Here is a 21,610-nt window from a genome sequence, read left to right as displayed (position 1 = left end):
GCCCCCATCCTCCGCCTCGGGCGCTACGGCTGCTCCGGGTGCCCCTCCTCGGTGTTGAGGTAGCGGGCGCGGAACCGGGCGTTGGCCATCGCCTCGGTGAAGCGGGCCTCCCACAACGGGTCGTGCGCCGGGAAGCTGTCGAAGACCCGCTCCTCCAGCACGTCGGGCCGCCCGTCCAGGCCGATGCAGGTGCGCTGCAGGAGCACGCGGGTGACGCCGTCGACCTCGTCGTGGCCGACCGTCCAACGGGCCGCGGCGAGAGCCGACTGCTGGCGCGCCCGCTCGCGCGGGGGCAGCCGCCAGCCCGCCGGGCCGGTCACCGAGGCCTGCGGCACCGACATCGCCCAGGCCACGAGTCCGGCCAGCACGAGGATGAGCAGCGCAGCCGCCAGGATGCCGACCATGCCCGGAACGGTAGTCCCGGATCTGCCCGCCGGCCGTGGCGTCGGCTCCGGTCAGACGTCGGCCGGGGCCTCGGTGAGCCGGTGGGCGCCGCAGCTGCAGCCGGGGTTGCGTGCCGAGAGCACCAGGGAGACGGCGTGGGCCCGGTCGCGGGCGCCGAGCTTGCGCAGGATGGCCTTGACGTGGGACTTCACGGTGTCCTCGGAGATGAACAGGTTCTTCCCGATCGCCCGGTTCGACTGGCCCTGGAGCAGCTCGTCGAGCACGTCGGACTCCCGGCGGGTCAGCGGCACCTCCGGGGTCAGCTCCCGCGACACCGGCTCCGCCGAGCCCTCCCCGCGACGGATCTGCGGGTCGACCACGGTGCGCCCGGCCCGCGCGGCGAGCACGGCCCAGCCCAGCAGGGTCGGGGAGGTGTTCATCAGCAGGTAGCTGCGGACGCCGGCGGCCAGCGCCTCGTTCACCACACCCGGGTCCTCCGACGTCGCCAGCGCCACGACGGCCAGCTGCGGGAACCGGCGACGCAGGTCCCGGACGGCGTTCAGGGTCGCGGCCCGGCCGGTGCCCAGCTCCACCACCACCGCGTCCGGCCGAGCGGACTCGGCCAGGGTCAGCGCGCGGCGCGGCTCCCCCGGGGTGCCCACCGCCTGCATGCCGGCGGTCTCGTTGATCATGCCGACCAGCCCACGGCGCAGGACCGGGGCGTCGGCGAGGATCAGGACGCGGGTGACGCCGCGGGGGGTGCTGGCCATGGGGGTGGACACGTTCGGACTCCGCTCACTGTGGGTCATCGACTGACAACCAGTAGATCGACCGGGTGAACGGACTGCTTGAGCACTTTCGGGTGGACGATCTCCCGGCCGGTGACGCCGGGTCACCAGGCGGGTGGTGCGTCCTCCGGGGTCAGCTCGTCCGAGGACTCGAGCGGGCCGGGCTCGAACAGCACGGTGAGCCGTCCCCGCTCGTCCACGCCCACCCGGGCCCGCACGCCGTAGACCCGGGCGATGAGCTCCGCGGTGAGCACCTCCCGCGGCGGCCCAGCGGCCACCGCCCGGCCGCGCTCCAGGATGATCACCTCGTCGCAGAAGGTCGCCGCGAGGTTGAGGTCGTGCAGGGCGATGACGCTGGTGACCGGCAGCCGCGAGACCAGCGACAGCAGCTCCAGCTGGTGGCGGATGTCCAGGTGGTTGGTCGGCTCGTCCAGCAGCAGCTCCCGCGGCTCCTGGGCCAGCGCGCGGGCGATGTGGGCGCGCTGACGCTCTCCGCCGGAGAGGGTGTGCCAGCGCTGGTCGGCCTTGTCGGTCAGCCCGGTGTGCCGCAGCGCATCGGCGACGGCCTCCTCGTCGCGGGTCGCCGAGGCGGTGCCGAAGGAGCCGCGGTGCGGGATCCGGCCGAGCCGCACGACGTCCCGGACGCGGATGTCGACGTCCGTGTCGGCGTGCTGGCTCACCACGGCCACGGCCCGGGCGATGTCGCGCCGGGCGAGGGAGCTGAGCTCGGCGCCGTCGAGGGTGACGACCCCGGACTCGGGCCTGGCGGTGCCGTTGAGCAGCCGCAGCAGGGAGGACTTGCCCGAGCCGTTCGGCCCCAGCAGCCCGATCGTCGTCCCGGGAGCCGGGCGCAGGGTGACCTCGTCGACGACGAGCCTGCCGCCGCGGTGCCACACGACCCGGTCCGCCTGGAGGGTCACTGGCCCCGCCGCTTCCGCACCAGGATCAGCACGAAGGCCGGCACGCCCACCAGCGCCGTCCCGACCCCGACCGGCAGCGGCGTGGGCTGGAACGCCACCCGGGAGACGGCGTCGACCCACACCATGAAGACGGCGCCGATCAGCGCGGTGGCCGGGATCAACCCGGCGTGCCGGGGCCCGAACAGGAACCGCGCGGCGTGCGGCAGCACCAGGCCGACGAAGCCGATGGCGCCGGTGACGCTCACCAGCGTCGCGGTGATCAGTGCGGTGAGCACCAGCAGGCCGAGTCGCACGCGGGCCACCGCGATGCCCAGCGAGGCCGCGATCTCGTCGCCGAAGGAGAAGGCGTCCAGCGCGTGCGCGTAGGCCAGGCACAGCGCGATCCCGACCAGGACGACGACGGCGCACAGCGCCACGTCGTCCCACCGGACGCCCTCCAGCGAGCCCAGCAGCCAGAACATCACGCCGCGGGTCTCGTCGGCGTCGGCGAAGGCGAAGATGACGAAGGAGGTCAGCGCGGAGAACAGCTGGGTGCTGGCCACGCCCGCCAGGATCACCCGGTCGGTGCCCCCGCCGGCCAGCCGGGCCAGCAGCATGACCAGGGCGAATGCCAGCAGCGCCCCGATGAAGGCCCCGCCGGACAGGCCGAGCACGGACCCGCCGACGCCCAGGACACCGATCACCACCGCGCCGGTGGAGGCGCCGGAGGAGATGCCCAGCAGGAACGGGTCGGCCAGCGGGTTGCGCAGCAGGGACTGCATCACCGCACCGCAGATCCCCAGGCCGGCGCCGGCCGCCGCCGCGGTGAGCGCGCGTGGCAGCCGCTCCTCCCAGACGATCGCGTTCTTCACCGCCCGGACCGGGATGTCGGCGAGCCCGAGGTGGTTGAGCAGCACGTCCCGCACGTTCACCAGCGAGACGTCTGCCGGCCCGAGCGTGATCGCGGCGCCCACCGACAGGGCCACCGCGACGATCCCGCCGGTGAGGAGCAGCACCACCCGCAGCGTGCCGCGCGAGGACGTCCCGGCCCCGCTCCCGGTCCCGTCCCGGACGGGTGTCGTCGCGGTGGTCAGGGTGCCTGCCCGATCTCGTCCAGGCCGTCGGCCAGCTTCTCCAGCGCGTCGACGAAGCGGATCGAGGGGTTCATCTCCGCACCGTGCAGCGCGACGTAGTCCTCCTGCTGGACGGCGGTCATCGTGCTGGTCAGCGGATCGGAGGCCAGGAACGCCTCCTTGTCGGCCAGCCGGTCACCGGGGAACCGGTCGCGCTGCAGGTCGCCGAGGACCAGCACGTCCGGGTCCCGCTCCACCACCGTCTCCCAGCCGACGGCGGGCCAGTCGTCGTCCAGGTCGGCGAAGACGTTCTCCGCACCCACGGTGGTGGCCAGCAGGTTCGCCGAGCCGAGGCCGCCGGCCACGTAGGGGGTCTTCGTGTCGGCGAACCAGAAGGCCATCGTGAGGTCGCTGGCCTCGATCCGGTCGGTCGCGGCGTCGGCCCGCTCCTGCAGCTCCGTGACGAGCTCCTCCCCGCGGGAGGAGACGTCGAAGATCTCGGCCAGCTCCCGGATCTCCCGGTACAGGGAGTCGATCTCCAGCGGCGTGGTCCGGGTGCCGCCGCCGTTGATGACCACGTCGCCCTCGCAGTCCGTCGTCGACAGGTAGGAGTCGATCCCGGTCTCGGCCAGCCGGGGGCGCTCGACGACCCCGCCCTGCCGGAAGTGCCGGCCGAAGGAGGCCGTGACGAAGTCGGGGTCGGCGCCGAGCACGGCCTCGTAGCTGGGGGCGTTGTCGGCGAGCCGCGACACCGACGCGTTGGCCTCGGCGAGCTCGGGCAGGACCGGGTCGGTCCAGGACGCGGTGCCGACCAACCGGTCCTCGAGACCCAACGCGAGGAGGATCTCCGTCGAGCCCTGGTCGAGGGAGACGACCCGCTGCGGGGCGGCCTCGAAGGTCATCGACTCGCCGCAGTTGTCGACCACGAGCGGGTACTCGGTGGCGTTCTCGCCCTCGGTCGCGACCTCGGCCTCCGGGACCACCTCGGAGGCGCCACAGGCAGTGAGCGCGAGAACGGCGGCGATGGCGAGGCCCGCCCGGCTGGAGGACGTGCGCATGATCGTGGGTCCCTGTCGATGGTCCGGGTGCGCGGCCTGACCTGCTGTCAGGAGGACGCACGTACACCGGAGGCGTGCTGAGGCTTGCCTAAGCTACCTGCGGCCGCCCGGTGACAGGGAACCGGCTCTCAGCTGCTCCCGCGGACCAGGTCGGCGTACCCGGACAGGTAGAGCGGCCAGCCGGCGTCGTCGGCCACCCCGTCCCTGACGGCCTGCCAGCCATCGCCGTGCCGGTCGAGGTGGCGGTGCTCCAGCTCCAACCGGGTCAGCTGAGGACCTTCGGCGACGAACCGGACCTCGACCTCACTGGTGCGCTCGGGGTCCGTCTCAACCTGCCACTGCGGGCTGATGTCCCAGCTGAAGACGACGCGGTCCGGCGGGTCGAAGGCCAGCACGCGCGCCCAGCGGCACTCGCTGCCGTCGACGCCCCGGTCGGTGATGTGGCCGCCGACCTCCGGGTCGAAGACGGTCTCGGCGATCGGCACCCCGAGCAGGTTGTGCTCCGGTGGCTTGAAGTCGCCGAACCGCTCGGTGAACGTCGCGAAGGCCCGGTCGATCGGTGCGTGGACGACGATCTGCCGGCGGACCACGAGTGCGACTGTCTCGGTCATGGCTGCTCCTGTGTCGGTCGTGCGGTGACGTCCGGCTCGGCGATGTCCTGGTAGCCGTCGAGGGCCCGCTGCCAGAACGTGTCGAGCTGGTCCCGGAGGGCACCGAGGCCCTCGGGGCTGAGCCGGTAGACCCGGCGGGTGCCGACTGCGCGGTCGGTGACGAGCCCGGCGTCCTTCAGCACCCTGAGGTGCTGGGACACGGCCGGCCGGCTGATCGGCAGTTCGTCGGCGAGCTCGCCGACGGCCTGCGGCCGCTCGGCGAGCGAGGCCACGATCGCGCGCCGGGTGGGGTCACCCAACGCCTCCCAGCCGTCACGCGCTTGGTAAGCAGGCACGAACGTAAGCTATGGCTTACGGAGCACTGGGTCAAGGCCGGTCGGCGGCTGCGACTGCGGCACGGCGTGCCATGGGCGCCCCGGTACCCGCTCGAGGCGCCCTCAGCCGGACTGCCCCCGGCGGAACCGGGCGGGCCGTCGCACCGTGTCCTCGCGCGCCCACCGGGTGGGGCCCCAGGTGACCTGGTCCGGGGAGGGCAGCGGGAGCGGGTCGCCGTGGGAGGTGACGTCCAGCCGGCTCAGCCGGCCGTCCTCGACGAACAGCAGGACCCCGCCCACCGGCGACCCGTCGGCACCGACGACGGTGCCCTCGACCGGCGCCGGACCGCTGGCCGGCGCGGCCGGCACGTCGTCGGGCACCTGGAGGTCGAGGGTCCCGCACCCGCAGCGGCAGCCCGACGTCGAGGTCGCCCGGCCGACCTGGGCCCGCAGCTCGGCGACGCCGAGGAACTCGTGGGCGAGGAGGGCGTCGAGCAGCTCGCGCGCCTCGTCGGTCAGGGGGCGAGGGCTCTGGTCGGCCCGCGGCCCGGCATCAGCAGCGGTCATGTCCCCCAGTGTCGCCCGCGCCCCGGCGAGCGACACGACCGGCAGGTGGCGTGGCTCGGCCTTCCACAGCCGGATCGGCCGGGCAGGTGTGGCACCGTGTCGCCGTGCTCGCCCGCCGCTGTGCCCGCCCGACGGGCCTGCGGTGACGCAGGGCATCCGCAACCCGGCCGGCCGCCCGACCCCCGCGCGCGGCTTCCACCACCCGGGCCGGGTCATCGCCGGCGCCTTCGCCGTGGCCGTCGCCGTCGGCACCGCTCTGCTGTCGCTGCCCATCGCCGTCGCCGGCCCCGGTCGCGCCGACCTCCTCACCGCGCTGTTCCACGCCACGTCCGCGGTGTGCGTCACCGGACTGGTCACCGTCGACACCGGCACCTACTGGTCGGGCTTCGGCCAGGCGGTGATCCTGCTGCTCATCCAGGCCGGCGGCCTCGGGATCATGACGCTTGCCACCCTGCTCGCGGTGGTGCTGTCCCGCCGACTGGGGCTCCGGGCCCGGCTGATCGCCCAGGCGGAGACCAAGGCGCTGTCCGCCGCGGACGTCCGCCGGGTCATCCGCAGAGTGGTGCTCTTCAGCCTCGGCGTCGAGGCCGTGGTGGCCGTCGTGCTCGGGATCCGGTTCGCCACCGGCTACGACCAGCCGCTGTCGTCGGCGGCCTACTCGGGTGTGTTCCACGCCGTCTCGGCGTTCAACAACGCCGGCTTCGGGCTCAACGCCGACAGCCTCGTGCAGTACGTGGCCGACCCGTGGATCAGCCTGACCATCTGCGTCGCGATCATCATCGGCGGCCTGGGCTTCCCGGTGGTCTTCGAGCTGGTCCGCGAGTGGCGGTCGCCGAAGAGCTGGTCGGTGCTCACCCGGATCACCGTCATCGTCACCGTCGTCCTGCTCGTCGGCGGGACCCTGCTGTTCCTGATCGCCGAGGGCGGCAACCCCGGGACCCTCGGCCCACTGGGCGCCGGGGCGACGTTGCTGGCCGCCTTCACCGCGGCGGTGATGCCGCGCACTGCCGGGTTCAACAACCTCGACATCGCCGCCTACCAGCCCGAGACGCTGCTGCTCACCGACGCGCTGATGTTCATCGGCGGCGGCAGCGCCGGGACCGCCGGCGGGATCAAGGTGACCACCTTCGGCCTGCTGGCCTACGTCCTGTGGGCGGAGATGCGCGGTGACCCCGACGTCGAGGTCGGCCGTCGCCGGGTGCCGAGCACCAACCAGCGCCAGGCGCTGGCGATCGCACTGCTCGGCATCGGCGTGGTCGCCGTGTCCACGTTCCTCATGGAGGCCCTCACCGACTTCAGCTTCGACGTGGTGCTCTTCGAGGTCGTCTCCGCCTTCTCCACCGTCGGCCTGTCCACCGGCATCACCGCCGACCTCCCGCCGGCCGGACAGGTGCTGCTCGTGCTGCTCATGTACATCGGCCGGATCGGGCCGCTCACCCTGGCGTCGGGGCTCGCGCTCCGCGACCGCGCCCGCCGGCACCAGCTCCCCGAGGAGAGGACCATCGTTGGCTAGCCACAAGGACCCCGTCGCCGTGCTCGGCCTGGGTCGGTTCGGCACCGCACTCGCCCTCGAACTGGCCCGCGGCGGCACGGAGGTGCTCGCCGTGGACAACCGGCCCGACATCGTGCAGCGGCTGTCCGGGCAGCTGGGCCAGGTCGTCATCGCCGACACCACCGACGCGGAGGCGCTGAGCGAGATCGGCATCGCCGACTTCAGCCGCGTCGTCGTGGCCATCGGCGGCCACCTCGAGGCCAGCATCCTCACCACCGCGCTGCTGTCCGAGCTGGAGATCCCCACCATCTGGGCCAAGGCCGTGACCCGGCAGCAGGCGACCATCCTGAGCCGCATCGGCGCCCACCACGTCGTCTTCCCCGAGCAGGAGATGGGCGAGCGCATCGCGCACCTGGTCGCCGGCCGGCTGCTGGACTGGGTGGAACTGGACCCGCAGTGGGTGTTCGCCAAGACCAAGCCGCCGAGGGAGATCGTCGGCGTCCCGCTCGGCCAGACCGGCCTGCGGAAGAAGCACCACGTCACCGTGGTGTCGGTGAAGCCGGAGAACACGGCGAGCTACACCCACGCCGACTACGACACCGTGCTGACCTACGGCGCGGAGATCGTCATCGCCGGCCGGCCGGCCGACGTGGAGCGCTTCGTCGAACTGCAGTGACCAGCTGGTGCCCCCGGCAGGATTCGAACCTGCGGCACACGGTTTAGGAAACCGATGCTCTATCCCCTGAGCTACGGGGGCTGCGGCGGTGCGGCTGCACCACCACCGGGCCGCTGCGCGCGGGCCCGGTTGCCGACGAGAGGGTATCCGACGACCGAGGGGCCCGACGGCTCGCGCCGTCGGGCCCCTGGGGTGTGCGCCGCTCACTCAGCGAGCGGCGGAGGAGATCAGGCCTGCAGGGACTCCATGAAGTCCGGGTTCTCCTCGAGCCAGGCGTCGACGGCCTCGTCGTACCGGCCCTCGCCGTACTCGTTGACGACCATGTTCTCCAGCGAGCCGTACTGCTCGTCGGTGAGGGTCGCGTTCTCCATCATCGACGCCACGTCGGCGCAGTCGGCGGAGAAGCCCTCACGGGCCAGCGTGTGCAGGCCCTCGGCGTCGCCCAGGGCGCCTTCCGGGTCGGCGAGGTCCTTGACCGGGAACTCGCTGTTGGCCCAGAACGGGCGCCACAGGGTGACGACGATGTCCTCGTTGGCGTCGGTCGCCGCCTGCAGCTCGGCCAACATCGCGGTGGTGGAGGACTCGACCAGCGTGTAGTCCTCCTCCAGCCCGTAGGTCGGCATGACGCTGTCCTTGGTGGTGGCGGTGAGGCCGGCACCGGGCTCGATGCCGACGATCCGGCCGTCGAACATCTCGGCGTTGCCGGCCAGGTCGGCGATCGACTCGATGTCGGTGTACTCCGGGACGGCGAAGGTCAGCTTCGCGCCCTCGTACCAGGCACCGAGGTCCTCGAGCTGGTCGCCGTACTCCTCCATGTAGGCCGCGTGGGTGACCTCGGACCAGGCGGACGGGTAGACGTCGACGTCGCCCCCGGCCAGGCCGGCGTACAGCGGAGCCGCCTCGGAGATCTCGGTCATCTCGACCTCGATGCCCTGCTCGGCGAGGACGCCGTCCCACAGGTGGGCCATGCTCAGGCCGTCGGTCCAGGACGGGATGAAGCCCAGGTTGACGGTCTCGCAGTCACTGCCGGACGACGTCCCACCGGCGGCGGTGGTGTCCTCCTCGGCGTCCCCACCACAGGCGGTGGCGGTGAGGGCCACGGCGGCGAGGCCGGCGGCGAGGCGCGCGCCTCGGGTGGTCAGGTGCTTGTTCATGCGGTGGTTCCTCTCCTACTTCTGGTGGCGGTCGACTGCCCCGCGCACCGTTGGTGCTCCGGCTCCGCGGCGACGGCCCGGGAGGGCCGCGCCGATCGGCTACCGGGCAGATTCGGTGGGTGCGTTCTGGTCGGTCCCGACTGGGGTGACGGCATCGGCGGACCGGCTGCTGGCGGCGAGGCCGCCCTTGCCGACCGAGCCACCGCGGCTCAGGAAGGACGGGAAGCCGGACAGCCTTCCCCGTCGCTGGCCGAACGCGCTGGTCAACCGGTCGAGGTAGATGGCGAGGATGACGACCGACAGGCCGCCCTCGAAGCCCAGCCCGACGTCCAGCCGGGAGATGCTGGTGACGACTACGCCACCCAGCCCGGCCGCGCCGATCAGCCCGGCGATGACCGCCATGGACAGCGCCAGCATGATCACCTGGTTGACCCCGGCCATGATCGTCGGCAGGGCGAGCGGCAACTGGATGCCGCGGAGGATCCGGCCGGGTGGGCTGCCGAAGGCGTGCCCGGCCTCCACCAGCTCCGGGTCGACCTGCCGGATGCCCAGCTCGGTCAGCCGGACCCCCGGCGGCATGGCGAAGATGATCGTGGTGACGACGCCCGGGACGAGGCCGATGCCGAAGAACGTCACCGCGGGCACGAGGTAGACGAAGGCCGGCATCGTCTGCATGAAGTCGAGCACCGGCCGCAGCGCGGCGCTGACCCGGTCGCTCTTCGCAGCCGCGATCCCGATCGGGATCCCGATCGCGACCGCGATGACCGCGGACACCAGGACCAGGGCCAGGGTGGCCATGGCCGGCTCCCACATCCGCATGCTGATCAGCAGCAGCAGCCCCAGCAGGGAGACGACGGCGAAGCGCACCGACCGCACCACGCCGCCGAGCACGGCCAGCAGCACGGCGAACAGGACCGGCGGGGGGAACAGCAGCGCGTCGCGCAGCCCCTCCACCCCGGCCTCGGTGCCGGCGCTGATCACGTCGAAGACCGGGGAGAAGTTCTCGGTGACCCAGTCGAAGCCGGTGTCGATCCAGTCGCCCACCGGGATCTGCGGCAGGGCGCCGTCCTCGGCGGCCCGGAGCACGGTCTCAGCCACTGACGGCCTCCTTCGTCGTCACGGCGGTCGCGCCCACCGGGTCGGCCGGTGCCCGCGAGATGGACGGTGCGGGGCGCGGCACGCCCCCCAGTGCGGCCAGGACCGCGCCCCGGGGCACCACCCCGAGCAGCCGGCCGGCGTCGTCCACGACGGTCACCGGCACCTCGTCCTGGGCGGCGGGGGCGAGCAGGTCGCTCAGCGTGGTCGTCGCCCGGACGTCGACCGAGGGCAGCAGGGTGAGGCCGGCCAGCGACGGCGCCCCCGCCGCGACGGCGGCCCGGACGGCGTCCTCGGTGGCCACGCCGGCCACCCGGCCGTCGCCGTCCCCGACGAGCACGGAACCGGAGCGGTGGTCCTGCATCGCCTGGAGCACCTGCGCGGGCGCAGCCGTCGGGGAGACCAGGGTGGGTGCCTCGACCATGACGTGCCGGGCGGTGAACACCCGCCCACGGTCGACGTCGGCGAGGAACTGGCGGACGTAGTCGTCGGCCGGGGCCTCGAGGATCTGGTCGGGCGTGCCGATCTGCACGACCCGGCCGTCGCGCATGATCGCGATCCGGTCGCCGAGGCGCATGGCCTCGTTCAGGTCGTGGGTGATGAAGACGATCGTCTTGCCCAGCGAGGCCTGAAGCTCCAGCAGCTGGTCCTGCATCTCGCGGCGGATCAGCGGGTCCAGTGCGCTGAACGCCTCGTCCATCAGCAGCAGGTCGGTGTCGGCGGCGAGGGCGCGGGCCAGGCCGACCCGCTGCTTCATGCCGCCGGAGAGCTGCCCGGGCTTCTGGTCGGCCCACTGGTCGAGCCCGACGAGCGCGAGGGCCTCCTGCGCCTTGGCCCGACGGGTGGCGCGGTCGACGCCGCGCACCTCGAGGGCGTAGGCGGCGTTGTCCAGCACGCTGCGATGCGGGAAGAGCGCGAAGTGCTGGAACACCATGCTCATCTGCTCCTGCCGGAGCCGGCGCAGCGCCTTGTCGTCCAGCGCGGTCAGCTCGGCCTCACCCACGTGCACGGTGCCGGCAGTGACCTCCAGCAGCCCGTTGAGCATCCGCAGCAGCGTCGACTTGCCCGAGCCCGACAGCCCCATGACCACGAAGATCTCGCCCGGCTCGACGGTGAAGCTGACGTCGATGACGGCCGGCGTGGCGCCTCGGTCCCGCACCTCTGCGACCGAGGCGCCGTCCCGGAGCCGGTCGACCGCCTCGGCGGTGCGCCGGCCGAAGACCTTGAACAACCCCTCGGCGTGTACTGCGGGCACGGGCAACCTCTCGTCGGCGGACACGGCCCCGGGCCGGGCGGGACGACGAGCGCGGGCACGCCACTCCGAGGAGCAGCCTCACCGGCCGTGTCGTCCCACCGGGCGCACCGCCCCTGGGGCGGGCGCCACGAGGCGCGGGTGCGGCTCGCCGTCCACGACGCCAGGGGGCGTCGGCGCGCACTCTGCAGTGCGCCGGGTGGCGAGCCGGGGTGGGGCAGGCGGACCCGCTCCCATCTCGGAACAGGACGCTAACAGTGAATTGGGCGGCCAAATGGCACGTTCAGTCGATCGTGCAATTCCGTTATGGGGTCGTGACGCACCCGGGGTGTCGCAGAGCACAAAGACAATTCCGTCGAACCGACGGAGATCCGTGTCCTGATGGACGTGTCGCCGCACTGAGCTGGGGGTATGGCCGTCTGACCGGGCATGCAGAGTCCGCCTCCCAGCGCAGCACAGCAATGTCATGAGATCGTCATGAGATCTCCATGCAGCAGTCTGATTGCGCCAATTCGGAAGCGGTTGGCCACGGCCCGTCACCAGGACGGCGACCGAGGCGGAGCCGCACCAGGGAACGACCTGGCCCCCCGACTCGTCGGGAGAGATGCGGGCGGCACGGTGTCGCAACCGTTACCTTGTCTCAGCACACGAGCCCCGGCAACGGCGCCGGAGGCGCGGGAGGTGGAGAGCACAGATGGAGATCACGGTCGTCGACGTCCCCGAGCGGGGCCGCTTCGAGATCCGGGACGGCGAGCGAGTCGTCGGCCTGGCCAGCTACCACGTCGACCAGGACGTGATGACCCTGCCGCACACCGAGATCGACCCGACGATGGGCGGCCGGGGTCTGGGCACCCAGCTGGTGGCCACCGTCCTCACCGCCGCGCGCGAGCGGGGCCTGCACGTGCTCCCCTACTGCTCGTTCATCCGCAAGTACCTGGTCGACCACCCCGAGCAGCTGGACCTCGTCGCCGAGGCCGACCGGCCCACCTTCGGTCTGGCGCCCGCCCACAGCTGAGCCGCCCGGCAGCTGATCACCCAGCGGCGCCGCCCGGGGCTTCCTAGGCTCGGTCGGGTGCCCACCGCGCTGCTCTGGTTCCGCCGCGACCTGCGTCTCAGCGACCACCCGGCCCTGCTCGCCGCCGTCGACGCCGCCGGGCCCGGGGGCACCGTCGTCCCCGTCTTCGTCTTCGACGACCGGCTCTACGGCCCCTCCGGCGAGCCGCGCCGGCGGTTCCTGCTCGACTGCCTCACCGAACTCGACAGCGCCACCGACGGCGCTCTCGTCACGCGCACCGGCGACCCGGCCGCCGTCCTCCCCCGGCTGGCGGCAGAGCTGGGCGCGGTGAGCGTGCACGTCACCGCCGACGCCGGCCCGTACGGACGGCGCCGGGACCAGGCGGTCGAGCGGGCGCTGGGCGACGTCCCACTGGTGCGCACCGGCTCGCCGTACGCGGTCGCCCCCGGACGGGTGGTCAAGCGGGACGGCACGCCGTTCCAGGTCTTCACCCCGTTCGCCCGCGCCTGGCGGGAACACGGCTGGCACTCCCCCGCCGTCCGACCGGACCAGGTCCCGTGGCAGCGCGGCGTCCGCTCCGACGACCGCCCGCCGCGCCCGGCCCTGGACGACGTCCAGCTGCCTGCCGCCGGCGAGGCCGCGGCCCTGGAGGCCTGGCACCGGTTCCGCGACGAACGGCTGCTCGGCTACGACGAGGGTCGCGACCGCCCGGCGACCAACGGGACGAGCCGGTTGTCGGCCTACCTGAAGTACGGCTGCATCCACCCGCGCACGCTGCTCGCCGACCTGGCCGCCGAGGAGGGCTCGGAGTCGGTGCGCCGCTACACCGACGAGCTCGCCTGGCGCGACTTCTACGCAGACGTCCTGTGGCACCGGCCCGACTCGGCCCGCGAGTACCTCAAGCCCGAACTGCAGGGCATGGGCTACGACTCCGGGCCGGACGCCGAGGAGCTGGTGCGCGCCTGGGAGACCGGCCGCACCGGCTTCCCGATCGTCGACGCCGGGATGCGGCAGCTGCTCGGTGAGGCCTACGTGCACAACCGGGTGCGGATGATCGTCGCCTCGTTCCTGGTCAAGGACCTGCACCAGGAGTGGACCCGCGGCGCGCGGTACTTCATGCAGCACCTGGTCGACGGCGACCTGGCCAGCAACAACCACGGCTGGCAGTGGGTGGCCGGCACCGGCACCGACGCCTCGCCGTACTACCGGGTGTTCAACCCGATCACCCAGGGCAAGAAGTTCGACCCGGACGGCAGCTACGTGAAGCGCTGGGTGCCCGAGCTGCGCGACCTCGACCCGAAGCACGTGCACGAACCGTGGACGGCGCCCGGCGGCGTCCCGGCCGGCTACCCGGAGCCGGTCGTCGACCACGCCCACGAACGCCAGGTGTCCCTGGACCGCTACGCCGCCGTCCGCGCCCGCTAGACCCTGGGGCCAAAGTCGCGACTTTGGCCCCAGGGTGTCGGCGGGGTCACCCGGGCCGTCGTGGCGGACGAGGCCCGCGCGGGTGAAGCTGGACGGCGTGATCGTCGGTGCCTGAGGGCCACACCCTGTTCCGGTTGGCCCGCGAGCAGCAGGCCGCGTTCGCCGGCCGCGAGGTGCACGTGACCAGCCCGCAGGGTCGCTTCGCCGGGCAGGCCGAGCTGCTCGACGGCCGGGTGCTCGACGAGGTCACCTCCTACGGCAAGCACCTGTTCGCCTTCTTCGGGCCGGACGTCGTGCACGTGCACCTGGGCCTCTACGGGAAGTTCACCTCCGGCACCGGACTGCCACCGGTTCCCCGCGGCGCCCTGCGGATGCGCTGGGAGGGGCCGGGTGAGGACGGCGCGGGTGTGTGGACCGACCTGCGCGGCGCCACCGCCTGCGACCTGATCACCGACGGCGAGGTGCAGCTGATCCTCGACCGGCTGGGCCCGGACCCGCTGCGCCGGCGGTCGGAACCGGCCAAGGCGTTCGCCCGCATCTCCCGCAGCCGGACCACCATCGGCCAACTGCTCATGGACCAGGCCGTGCTCGCCGGCGTCGGGAACGTCTACCGGGCGGAGGTCCTGTTCCGGCAGCGGCTGAGCCCCTTCCGGCTGGGCCGGGACGTCGACGCCGAGCTCTGGGACCGGCTGTGGGCCGACCTGGTGACGCTGATGAGGGCCGGGGTCAAGGCCGGTCGGATCGTCACCACCGAACGGGCCGACCGGGAGCGCCGCCGCGGCCCGGCGCTCCGGGAGGACGCCCACTACGTCTACCGGCGCGCCGGGCTGCCCTGCCGGGTCTGCGGCACCGAGGTGCGCACCGAGCTGATGGCCGGCCGCAACCTCTTCTGGTGCCCCACCTGTCAGGCGGTCTGAAGGGCGCCCTTGGCGTCGTCGCCGGCGGGCACGGCGTGCAGCAGCCGGACGCCGATCGGCTCGGTCAGGTCGTCCTTGACGCTCTCGGTGAGCTGGTTGAACGTCTCCCCCGCCCCGTGGGCCTTGACGTCGTCCTGGGTGGCCCAGCGCTCGATCATCACGAAGCCGTAGCCGTCCTCGTGCAGCGCGTAGAGCTCGCAGCCGGGCTCCTCGTGCACCTTCGGGATCGCGGCGGTGAACGCCTCCCGGACGGCGTCGGCCCGGCCGGGCTTGGGCGAGATGGTGGCGACGATCGTGATGGACACGCAGGACTCCTCAGCGGTGGTCGGGCACGGCTGCCCGGGTTCACCCTGGCGCCTACCCGTCATCGGGACGACGATGCGGGCGTGGCCGAACCCACTGTGCCCGACCGATCGCTGCCCGGACGCCCCCTGCGCGTCGCCGTCGTCGGTGCCGGACCGGCGGGCATCTACGCCGCCGACGCGCTCGCCGGGCAGGACGACGTCCCGGTCGCCGTCGACCTGATCGACCGGTTGCCCACCCCGTTCGGCCTGGTGCGGCACGGCATCGCCCCGGACCACCTGAAGATGCGAGCGCTGCGCGAGACGCTGCACCACACCCTGGACCACGAGCGGGTGCGCTTCGTCGGCAACGTGGAGATCGGCACCGACCTGACCCTGGACGAGCTGCGCCGGCACGTCGACGCCGTCGTCTACACCTACGGCGCGGCCGGTGACCGCACGCTGGGCATCCCCGGCGAGGAGCTGCCCGGCAGCCTGGCCGCCACCGACGTCGTCGCCTGGTACTGCGGGCACCCCGACGCCGACCGGGGGCGGGTCGAGGAGCTGGTGTCCCGGGCCCGGGACGTCGTGGTGGTCGGCGTGGGCAACGTGGCCCTCGACGTGGCCCGGGTGCTGGCCCGCTCCGCCGCCGAGCTGCACCCCACCGACATGCCGCACCACGTGCTCGACACCCTGGCCGCCGCACCGGTCGAGCGGATCACCGTGCTCGGCCGCCGCGGCCCGGCGCAGGCCAGCTTCACCACCCAGGAGCTGCGCGAGCTGGGCCACCTGGCCGCCGCGACGGTGTTGGTCGACCCGGCCGACCTCACCGACGCCGGGGACGCGGCGCTGGCCGCCGAGGACCGGCACGTCGCCCGCAACCTCGCCGCACTCGCCGACTACGCCGGCCACGAGGCCGCCCTCGGCACGGTGAGCGTGCGGCTGCGCTTCCACGCCCGCCCGGTCCGCCTGCTCGGCACGGACCGGGTCATCGGGGTGGAGGTGGAGCGCACCCGGGTCGACGCCGACGGCCGGGCGGTGGGCACCGGGGAGCTCGAGGTCGTCCCGGCCGACCTGGTGGTGCGCTCGGTCGGCTACCGCGGGCACGCGCTGCCCGGGCTGCCGCTGGACGGGGGCACCGTGCCGCACGACGCCGGCCGGGTGGTCCGCGACGGCGAGGTCAGCCGCGGCGAGTACGTGGCCGGGTGGATCAAGCGGGGGCCGACCGGCGTCGTCGGCACCAACAAGCACGACGCCCGGGAGACCGTCGCCTCGCTGCTGGCCGACGTCGCCGCCGGGGTGCTGGCGCCCGGCGGGGACGACGACTGGGTCGACACCCTGCTCGCCCGCGGTGGGCACCCCGTGCTGCTGTCCGACTGGCGGGCCATCGACGCCGCCGAGATCGCCCTCGGCGCCGTCCACGGCCGGGCCCGCACCACGCTCCACGACCGACAGCAGTTGCTGGACGCCGTCCGGGCCGCCGCGGCAGCGCAGGAGGGCTGAGCCCGGGGTGGCGCGGTACGGCAGACTCGGTCTCGTGACCGGCTCAGCACAGACCTCGCCCGCCACCACGCTGATCTCCTTCGCCCGCGGCGCCCCGTCGACCGACATCGTCGACGTCGAGGGCCTCAAGCAGGCCGCCGTCGCCGCGTTCGACTCCGACCCGGCCGGGATGACCGGCTACGGGACGGCGGTCGGCTACGTGCCGCTGCGCACGTGGATCGCCGAGAAGCACGGCGTCCCGGTCGAGCACGTGCTGGTGACCAACGGCTCGATGCAGGCCGACGCCTTCCTCTTCGACGAGCTGGCCACGCCGGGCGCCGCGGTGGTGACCGAGCGGCCCACCTACGACCGCACCCTGCTCGGGCTGCGCAACCGCGGCGCCGACGTGCACCTGGTGACGCTGGAGGAGGACGGCATCTCCGTCGACGAGCTCGCCGCCCTGCTCGAGGGTGGGCTGCGGCCGACGCTGGCGCACGTCATCCCCAACTTCCAGAACCCGGCCGGCTACACGCTCTCGCTGGCCAAGCGCGAGCGGCTGCTGGAGCTGGCCCGCGAGCACGACTTCGTGCTGTTCGAGGACGACCCGTACGTCGACATCCGGTTCAGCGGGGAGCCGTTGCCGCGGATGCTGGAGCTGGACGGCGGCGCGGCCAGCGAGCACGTCGTCTACGCCTCGTCGTTCTCCAAGACGGTCTGCCCGGGGATCCGGGTCGGCTACCTGGTCGGGCCGCCGGCGCTGATCAAGAAGATCCAGGTCCGCGCCACCAACACCTACATCGCGCCGAACATGGTCGCCCAGGGCACGGTGTACGCCTACCTGCAGGGCGAGCGGTTCCCGGCCGCGCTGGAGCGGGTGAAGTCGGCGCTGGCCGAGCGGGTCGGGCTGCTGGACGACGCGCTGCGCGAGCACCTGCCGCAGGCGACCTTCCGCCGTCCCGAGGGCGGGTACTTCCTGTGGGTGTCGCTGCCCGAGGGCGAGGGCCACGACGTCGCCCGGATCACCACCGAGGCCGCCTCCCGTGGGGTGGCGATCGTGCCGGGGACCGACTTCCTGCTCGAGGGCGGGCACAACAGCTTCCGGCTGGCCTACTCGGCCGTGCAGCCCGGCGACGTCGACGAGGGCGTCCGCCGGCTGGCCGCCGCCATCGAGGCCGCCCGCCCCTGAGCACTGTGCGCTGACGGCGGGTTCCGGAGGTGGAACCCGCCGTCAGCGCACATCAGCCGGAGTTGCGCAGGGCGGTGGCGACGCCGTTGACGCTCAGCTGGATGCAGCGGCGCACCAGTTCGTCGTCGTCGCCCTCCCGGCGGCGACGCAGCATCTCCACCTGCAGGTGGTGCAGCGGCTCCAGGTAGGGGAACCGGTTGCGGATCGACCGGGCCAGTGACGGGTTGTCCGCCAGCAGCTCGGCGTCGCCGGTGACCGCCAGCAGCATCCGCACCGTCCGCTCGTGCTCGGCGGTGATCTGGCTGAACACCCGGTCGCGCAGCTCGGGGTCGGGCACCAGCTCGGCGTAGCGGGCGGCCAGCTCCAGGTCGGTCTTGGCCAGCACCATGCCCATGTTGGACAGCACGGTGCGGAAGAACGGCCACCGCTCGTGCAGGTCCTGCAGCTGGGCCAGCCGGCCGGGGTCCCCGTCGACCCAGGACTCCAGCGCCGTCCCCGTGCCGTACCAGCCGGGCAGCATGATCCGCGCCTGGGACCAGCTGAACACCCACGGGATCGCCCGCAGGTCGGCGATCTTGTCGCCGGCCTTGCGGGACGGCGGCCGGCTGCCGATGTTCAGCTCGGCCAGCTCCCGGATCGGCGTCGCGGCGCGGAACCACTCGACGAAGCCGGGGGTCTCGTGCACCAGCGCCCGGTAGGCGCCCTGCGCCCGGGCCGCCAGGTCGTCGAGCAGCGTGTAGGCGTCCTCAGCGTCGGTGCCCAGGCCCTCGATGTCCAGCAGCGTCGACTCCAGGGTGGCCGCGACCAGCGCCTCCAGGTTCCGGCGGGCCAGGTCGGGTGAGGCGTACTTGGCCGCGATCACCTCGCCCTGCTCGGTGATCCGCAGCGCCCCGGCGACCGACCCCGGCGGCTGGGCCCGGATCGCCTCGTAGCTGGGGCCGCCGCCCCGGCCGACGGTGCCGCCGCGGCCGTGGAAGAGCCGCAGCCGGATGCCGTTCGCCCGGGCGACCTCGACCAGCGCCAGCTCGGCCCGGTACAGCGCCCAGTTGGCAGCCAGGTAGCCGCCGTCCTTGTTGCTGTCGCTGTAGCCGAGCATCACCTCCTGGGCGTCGCCGCGGTTGGCCACCAGCGCCCGGTACAGCGGCTGGTCCAGCATCGCGCCCAGGATCGTGCCGGCGGCCTGGAGGTCGCCGATCGTCTCGAACAGCGGGGAGATGCCCACCGAGCAGGTGGGACCGACCCCACCGTCCGGAGTCGAGGCGCCCGGGTCGAGCAGCCCGACCTCCTTGAGCAGGACGGCGACCTCCAGCACGTCGCTCACCGACTCGCACATGCTGATCACGTAGTTCGGGATCGCCCGCGGGCCGAGCAGCGCCACCTGCTCGGCGGCCGCCACCAGCAGGTCCAGCTCGCCGCGGGCCAGCTCGGAGAGCTCGGCACCGGGGCGCACCAGCGGCCGGCGCAGCTGCAGCTCGCCGGTGAGCAGCTCGACCCGGGCCGCCTCGTCGAGGGCGGCGTAGTCGTCGCACACCCCGGCCCAGGCCAGCAGCTCGCCCAGCACCTCCTCGTGCACCGCGGAGTTCTGCCGCATGTCCAGCCCGCACAGGTGGAAGCCGAAGACCTCCACCGCGTCGCGCAGCCGGGCCAGCCGGTCGTCGGCCAGCGCACCCGCCCCGTGGCTGCGCAGCGAGGCGTCGACGGTCGCGAGGTCGGCGATCAGCTCCTCGGGCAGCTCGTAGGGCGGCAGCTCGACGTCCGGCTCCTCCCCCGGCACCGAGCCCAGGACCCGCCGCGCGGTCGCGGCCAGCCGCCGGTAGACCCCGCGCAGCGCACGCCGGTAGGGCTCGTCGCCACGGAACGGGGAGTCGTCGCCGGAGGCCTCGGCCAGCGCGTAGACCTCGTCGGTGGGCGTCACCAGCCGGTCGGACATCGACAGCTCGTCGGCCAGGCAGATCAGCTCGGCGAGGTGGTGGCGCAGCGCCGTCTCGGCCTGCCGGGTGGTCGCCCGGCGGACGGCGTCGGCGGTGACGAACGGGTTGCCGTCGCGGTCGCCGCCGATCCAGGAACCCGGCTGCAACATCGGGGTGGCCAGCAGGTCGGCGTCCGGCCAGCGCTCGCGCAGAGCCTGGCGGAGCTCGGTGTTGATCGCCGGGACGACCTCGAACAGCGACAGGTCGTAGTAGCGCAGTGCCTCGTCGATCTCGTCGGCCAGCCGCAGCCGGGACAGCCGGAGCAGCGCCGTCTGCCAGAGGGTGAGCACCTCGCGGGAGAGGTGCGCCGCCCAGGCCCGCGCGTCGATCCCGTACGGCCCGGCGTCGTCGCGCTGGCGGATCAGGTCGGTGACCTGCTGCTGCACCTGGGAGATCGTGCGGCGGCGCACCTCGGTCGGGTGGGCGGTGACCACCGGGACGACGAGCGCACCCGCCAGTTCCCGGGCCACCGTGTCGCCGTCGAGGCCGGCCTCGTCCAGCAGGTCCAACGACGCCGCCAGGCTCCCCTTCTGCGGGGGCGAGCCCTCCCGGCGGTGGTGCCGGCGGCGGCGCTCGTGGTGCACGTCCTCGGCGATGTTGGCCAGCAGCGAGAAGTGGCTGAACGCCCGGACGACGTGGTTGGCCTCGTGCAGGTCCAGCTGGGCCAGCCGGTCGGCGAGCTCGGAGCGGCCCACCTCGGAGCGGCGGATCCGGAAGGCCTCGACCCGGGTGGCCTCGACCAGCTCCAGGACGTCGGTGCCGGCCTGCTCGCCGATCACCTCCCCGAGCACTCGGCCCAGCAGTCGGATGTCGGCCCGCAAGGGCTCGTCGGTTCGGTCGTCCGGATCGGTGGGAGCCCCGGAGGGGCGCAGGTCGGCAACGTCGACGGTGGCTTCGGACACGGGGGCAGTATCCGCAACCGGTGTGACGGTCGGGTGTCCCGGGGAGGATGGGCGGGTGATCCGACTGCAGGCGACACCGACCAGCCCCGTCCCGGCCGAGCACGGAGAGGGCCCCGTCTTCGACGCCGCCACGCAGGAACTGCTCTGGGTGGACATCACCGCGGGGCTGGTCCGGCGCGGCACGATCGCCGGGGACGACGTCGTCCCGGTGGCCTCGCACCGCGGCGGGGACACGGTGGGGTTCGTCGCCCCGGCGGCCGCCGGCGGCTGGCTGCTGGGTGCCGGGGCCGGCATCACCCGGCTGACCGCCGAGGGGGACGCGCAGGTGCTGATCGAGCTCGCCGGGGAGGGCGGCTCGGAGTCCGCGGGCGGCACCCGGATGAACGACGGCGCCTGCGACCGGGCCGGCCGGTTCTTCGCCGGGACGATGGCCTTCGACGAGCGACCCGGCGCCGGCAGCCTCTACCGGCTCGACCTCGACGGCACGGTCAGCACCGTGCTCGACGGACTCACGATCTCCAACGGGCTCGGCTGGTCACCCGACGACCGCACCGTGTACCTCTCCGACTCCGGCGCGAAGACGGTGTGGGCGTTCGAGTACGACCTGGACACCGGCACCTTCGGCGAGCGCCGGGTGCTGCTGGACTTCAGCGACGACCCCGACGGCGTCGCCGACGGCCTCACCGTCGACGGCGAGGGCTGCCTCTGGACGGCGCTGTGGGGCGGCGCCCAGGTGCGACGGTGGTCCCCCGACGGCGAGCTGCTCGCGGTCGTCGAGGTCGCCGCGCAGAACACCACCAGCTGCGCGTTCGTCGGCGACCTGCTGGTGATCAGCACGTCGGTGCACGGCATGGACGACGCCGCCCGGGCCGCGCAGCCGGACGCCGGCCGGCTGTTCACCGTGCGGCCCGGGGTCAGCGGCCCGCCGGCGAACCCCTACCGCGGCCCCCTCACCGCCCTCCGCCAAGCCTGACCGCCGCTGTCCCCCTGGGATCAGGTGACCTGATCCCAGGGGGACCTACCCGGTGGCAGACCACCAGGTAGGTACCCACACGACCAGGTGACCTGA

21 protein-coding genes and 1 tRNA gene are annotated in these 21,610 nt (G+C 73.4%); 8 read left to right on the top strand and 14 right to left on the bottom strand.

Annotation, left to right across the window (positions count from 1 at the left end; translation table 11 throughout):
- Positions 1-23 precede the first annotated feature (23 nt).
- From O2V63_RS01740 to O2V63_RS01705, 8 genes are all read right to left on the bottom strand, one after another.
- Entirely contained in the window at positions 24-404 is a 381-nt protein-coding gene (locus O2V63_RS01740; RefSeq protein WP_269165845.1) for a hypothetical protein, read from the bottom strand.
- 51 nt (positions 405-455) lie between these two features.
- Positions 456-1,154, bottom strand: coding sequence for a response regulator transcription factor (locus O2V63_RS01735; protein ID WP_269165844.1), 699 nt, complete (start codon positions 1,152-1,154; stop codon positions 456-458).
- A 122-nt stretch (positions 1,155-1,276) separates the two neighbouring features.
- The gene (locus O2V63_RS01730) at positions 1,277-2,092 is read right to left on the bottom strand and encodes an ABC transporter ATP-binding protein (RefSeq protein WP_269165843.1); all 816 of its coding nucleotides are present in this window, start codon (positions 2,090-2,092) and stop codon (positions 1,277-1,279) included.
- Positions 2,089-3,087 carry a FecCD family ABC transporter permease gene (locus tag O2V63_RS01725; protein ID WP_269165842.1) on the bottom strand — a complete coding sequence of 333 codons (999 nt, stop codon included), beginning with the start codon at positions 3,085-3,087 and terminating at the stop codon, positions 2,089-2,091. Before O2V63_RS01725 ends, O2V63_RS01730 begins: the two co-directional genes overlap by 4 nt.
- Positions 3,088-3,161: 74 nt before the next feature.
- Positions 3,162-4,202: an ABC transporter substrate-binding protein gene (locus tag O2V63_RS01720; RefSeq protein ID WP_269165841.1), complete on the bottom strand. Its 1,041-nt coding sequence runs from the start codon at positions 4,200-4,202 to the stop codon at positions 3,162-3,164.
- Positions 4,203-4,330: 128 nt separating this feature from the next.
- Positions 4,331-4,813 (bottom strand): SRPBCC family protein, encoded by a 483-nt coding sequence (locus O2V63_RS01715; protein ID WP_269165840.1) that lies wholly within the window; start codon positions 4,811-4,813, stop codon positions 4,331-4,333.
- On the bottom strand, positions 4,810-5,148 hold the full coding sequence (locus O2V63_RS01710; RefSeq protein WP_206330695.1) for an ArsR/SmtB family transcription factor: 339 nt from the start codon (positions 5,146-5,148) through the stop codon (positions 4,810-4,812). The genes O2V63_RS01715 and O2V63_RS01710 overlap by 4 nt, the downstream gene beginning before the upstream one ends.
- Before the next feature lie 102 nt (positions 5,149-5,250).
- The gene (locus O2V63_RS01705) at positions 5,251-5,694 is read right to left on the bottom strand and encodes a hypothetical protein (protein WP_269165839.1); all 444 of its coding nucleotides are present in this window, start codon (positions 5,692-5,694) and stop codon (positions 5,251-5,253) included.
- A gap of 142 nt (positions 5,695-5,836) precedes the next feature.
- Here O2V63_RS01705 and O2V63_RS01700 point away from each other — a divergent pair, with 142 nt between their 5' ends.
- Both O2V63_RS01700 and O2V63_RS01695 read left to right on the top strand, forming a co-directional pair.
- The gene (locus O2V63_RS01700) at positions 5,837-7,207 is read left to right on the top strand and encodes a TrkH family potassium uptake protein (protein ID WP_269165838.1); all 1,371 of its coding nucleotides are present in this window, start codon (positions 5,837-5,839) and stop codon (positions 7,205-7,207) included.
- Complete coding sequence (locus O2V63_RS01695) at positions 7,200-7,862, top strand: potassium channel family protein (RefSeq protein WP_269165837.1); 663 nt, start codon at positions 7,200-7,202, stop codon at positions 7,860-7,862. The genes O2V63_RS01700 and O2V63_RS01695 overlap by 8 nt, the downstream gene beginning before the upstream one ends.
- A gap of 5 nt (positions 7,863-7,867) precedes the next feature.
- Here the strand turns inward: O2V63_RS01695 and O2V63_RS01690 are convergent.
- From O2V63_RS01690 to O2V63_RS01675, 4 genes are all read right to left on the bottom strand, one after another.
- Positions 7,868-7,943: transfer RNA gene (locus O2V63_RS01690), tRNA-Arg, on the bottom strand.
- Positions 7,944-8,089: 146 nt separating this feature from the next.
- Entirely contained in the window at positions 8,090-9,016 is a 927-nt protein-coding gene (locus tag O2V63_RS01685; protein WP_269165836.1) for a glycine betaine ABC transporter substrate-binding protein, read from the bottom strand.
- 99 nt (positions 9,017-9,115) lie between these two features.
- On the bottom strand, positions 9,116-10,114 hold the full coding sequence (locus tag O2V63_RS01680; protein WP_269165835.1) for an ABC transporter permease: 999 nt from the start codon (positions 10,112-10,114) through the stop codon (positions 9,116-9,118).
- On the bottom strand, positions 10,107-11,366 hold the full coding sequence (locus tag O2V63_RS01675; RefSeq protein WP_269165834.1) for a quaternary amine ABC transporter ATP-binding protein: 1,260 nt from the start codon (positions 11,364-11,366) through the stop codon (positions 10,107-10,109). The genes O2V63_RS01680 and O2V63_RS01675 overlap by 8 nt, the downstream gene beginning before the upstream one ends.
- A gap of 691 nt (positions 11,367-12,057) precedes the next feature.
- Between O2V63_RS01675 and O2V63_RS01670 the strand changes: the two genes are divergently transcribed.
- The 3 genes from O2V63_RS01670 (at position 12,058) to O2V63_RS01660 (ending at position 14,720) form a co-directional block, all read left to right on the top strand.
- Positions 12,058-12,378, top strand: coding sequence for a GNAT family N-acetyltransferase (locus O2V63_RS01670; protein WP_269165833.1), 321 nt, complete (start codon positions 12,058-12,060; stop codon positions 12,376-12,378).
- A gap of 57 nt (positions 12,379-12,435) precedes the next feature.
- Positions 12,436-13,803 (top strand): cryptochrome/photolyase family protein, encoded by a 1,368-nt coding sequence (locus O2V63_RS01665; RefSeq protein ID WP_269165832.1) that lies wholly within the window; start codon positions 12,436-12,438, stop codon positions 13,801-13,803.
- Between the two features lie 107 nt (positions 13,804-13,910).
- Positions 13,911-14,720 (top strand): Fpg/Nei family DNA glycosylase, encoded by an 810-nt coding sequence (locus O2V63_RS01660; protein WP_269165831.1) that lies wholly within the window; start codon positions 13,911-13,913, stop codon positions 14,718-14,720.
- Here the strand turns inward: O2V63_RS01660 and O2V63_RS01655 are convergent.
- Positions 14,708-15,025, bottom strand: a complete 318-nt coding sequence (locus O2V63_RS01655; protein WP_269165830.1) for a putative quinol monooxygenase — start codon at positions 15,023-15,025, stop codon at positions 14,708-14,710. The two genes, O2V63_RS01660 and O2V63_RS01655, sit on opposite strands and share 13 nt — an antisense overlap.
- A gap of 81 nt (positions 15,026-15,106) precedes the next feature.
- Between O2V63_RS01655 and O2V63_RS01650 the strand changes: the two genes are divergently transcribed.
- Positions 15,107-16,504 (top strand): FAD-dependent oxidoreductase, encoded by a 1,398-nt coding sequence (locus tag O2V63_RS01650; RefSeq protein WP_269165829.1) that lies wholly within the window; start codon positions 15,107-15,109, stop codon positions 16,502-16,504.
- 34 nt (positions 16,505-16,538) lie between these two features.
- The gene (locus tag O2V63_RS01645; RefSeq protein WP_269165828.1) at positions 16,539-17,669 is read left to right on the top strand and encodes an aminotransferase-like domain-containing protein; all 1,131 of its coding nucleotides are present in this window, start codon (positions 16,539-16,541) and stop codon (positions 17,667-17,669) included.
- A gap of 52 nt (positions 17,670-17,721) precedes the next feature.
- On the opposite strand, the gene ppc is transcribed toward O2V63_RS01645, so the two are convergent.
- The gene (ppc, locus tag O2V63_RS01640) at positions 17,722-20,541 is read right to left on the bottom strand and encodes a phosphoenolpyruvate carboxylase (RefSeq protein WP_269165827.1); all 2,820 of its coding nucleotides are present in this window, start codon (positions 20,539-20,541) and stop codon (positions 17,722-17,724) included.
- Between the two features lie 55 nt (positions 20,542-20,596).
- Here ppc and O2V63_RS01635 point away from each other — a divergent pair, with 55 nt between their 5' ends.
- Positions 20,597-21,514: an SMP-30/gluconolactonase/LRE family protein gene (locus O2V63_RS01635; protein ID WP_269165826.1), complete on the top strand. Its 918-nt coding sequence runs from the start codon at positions 20,597-20,599 to the stop codon at positions 21,512-21,514.
- Positions 21,515-21,610 lie beyond the last annotated feature (96 nt).

This window comes from Modestobacter sp. VKM Ac-2977 (genome assembly GCF_026968045.1).
GTDB lineage: Bacteria > Actinomycetota > Actinomycetes > Mycobacteriales > Geodermatophilaceae > Modestobacter.
The sequence above is the reverse complement of the archived record's forward strand: the minus strand, read 5'-3'. Positions and strand labels throughout refer to the sequence as shown.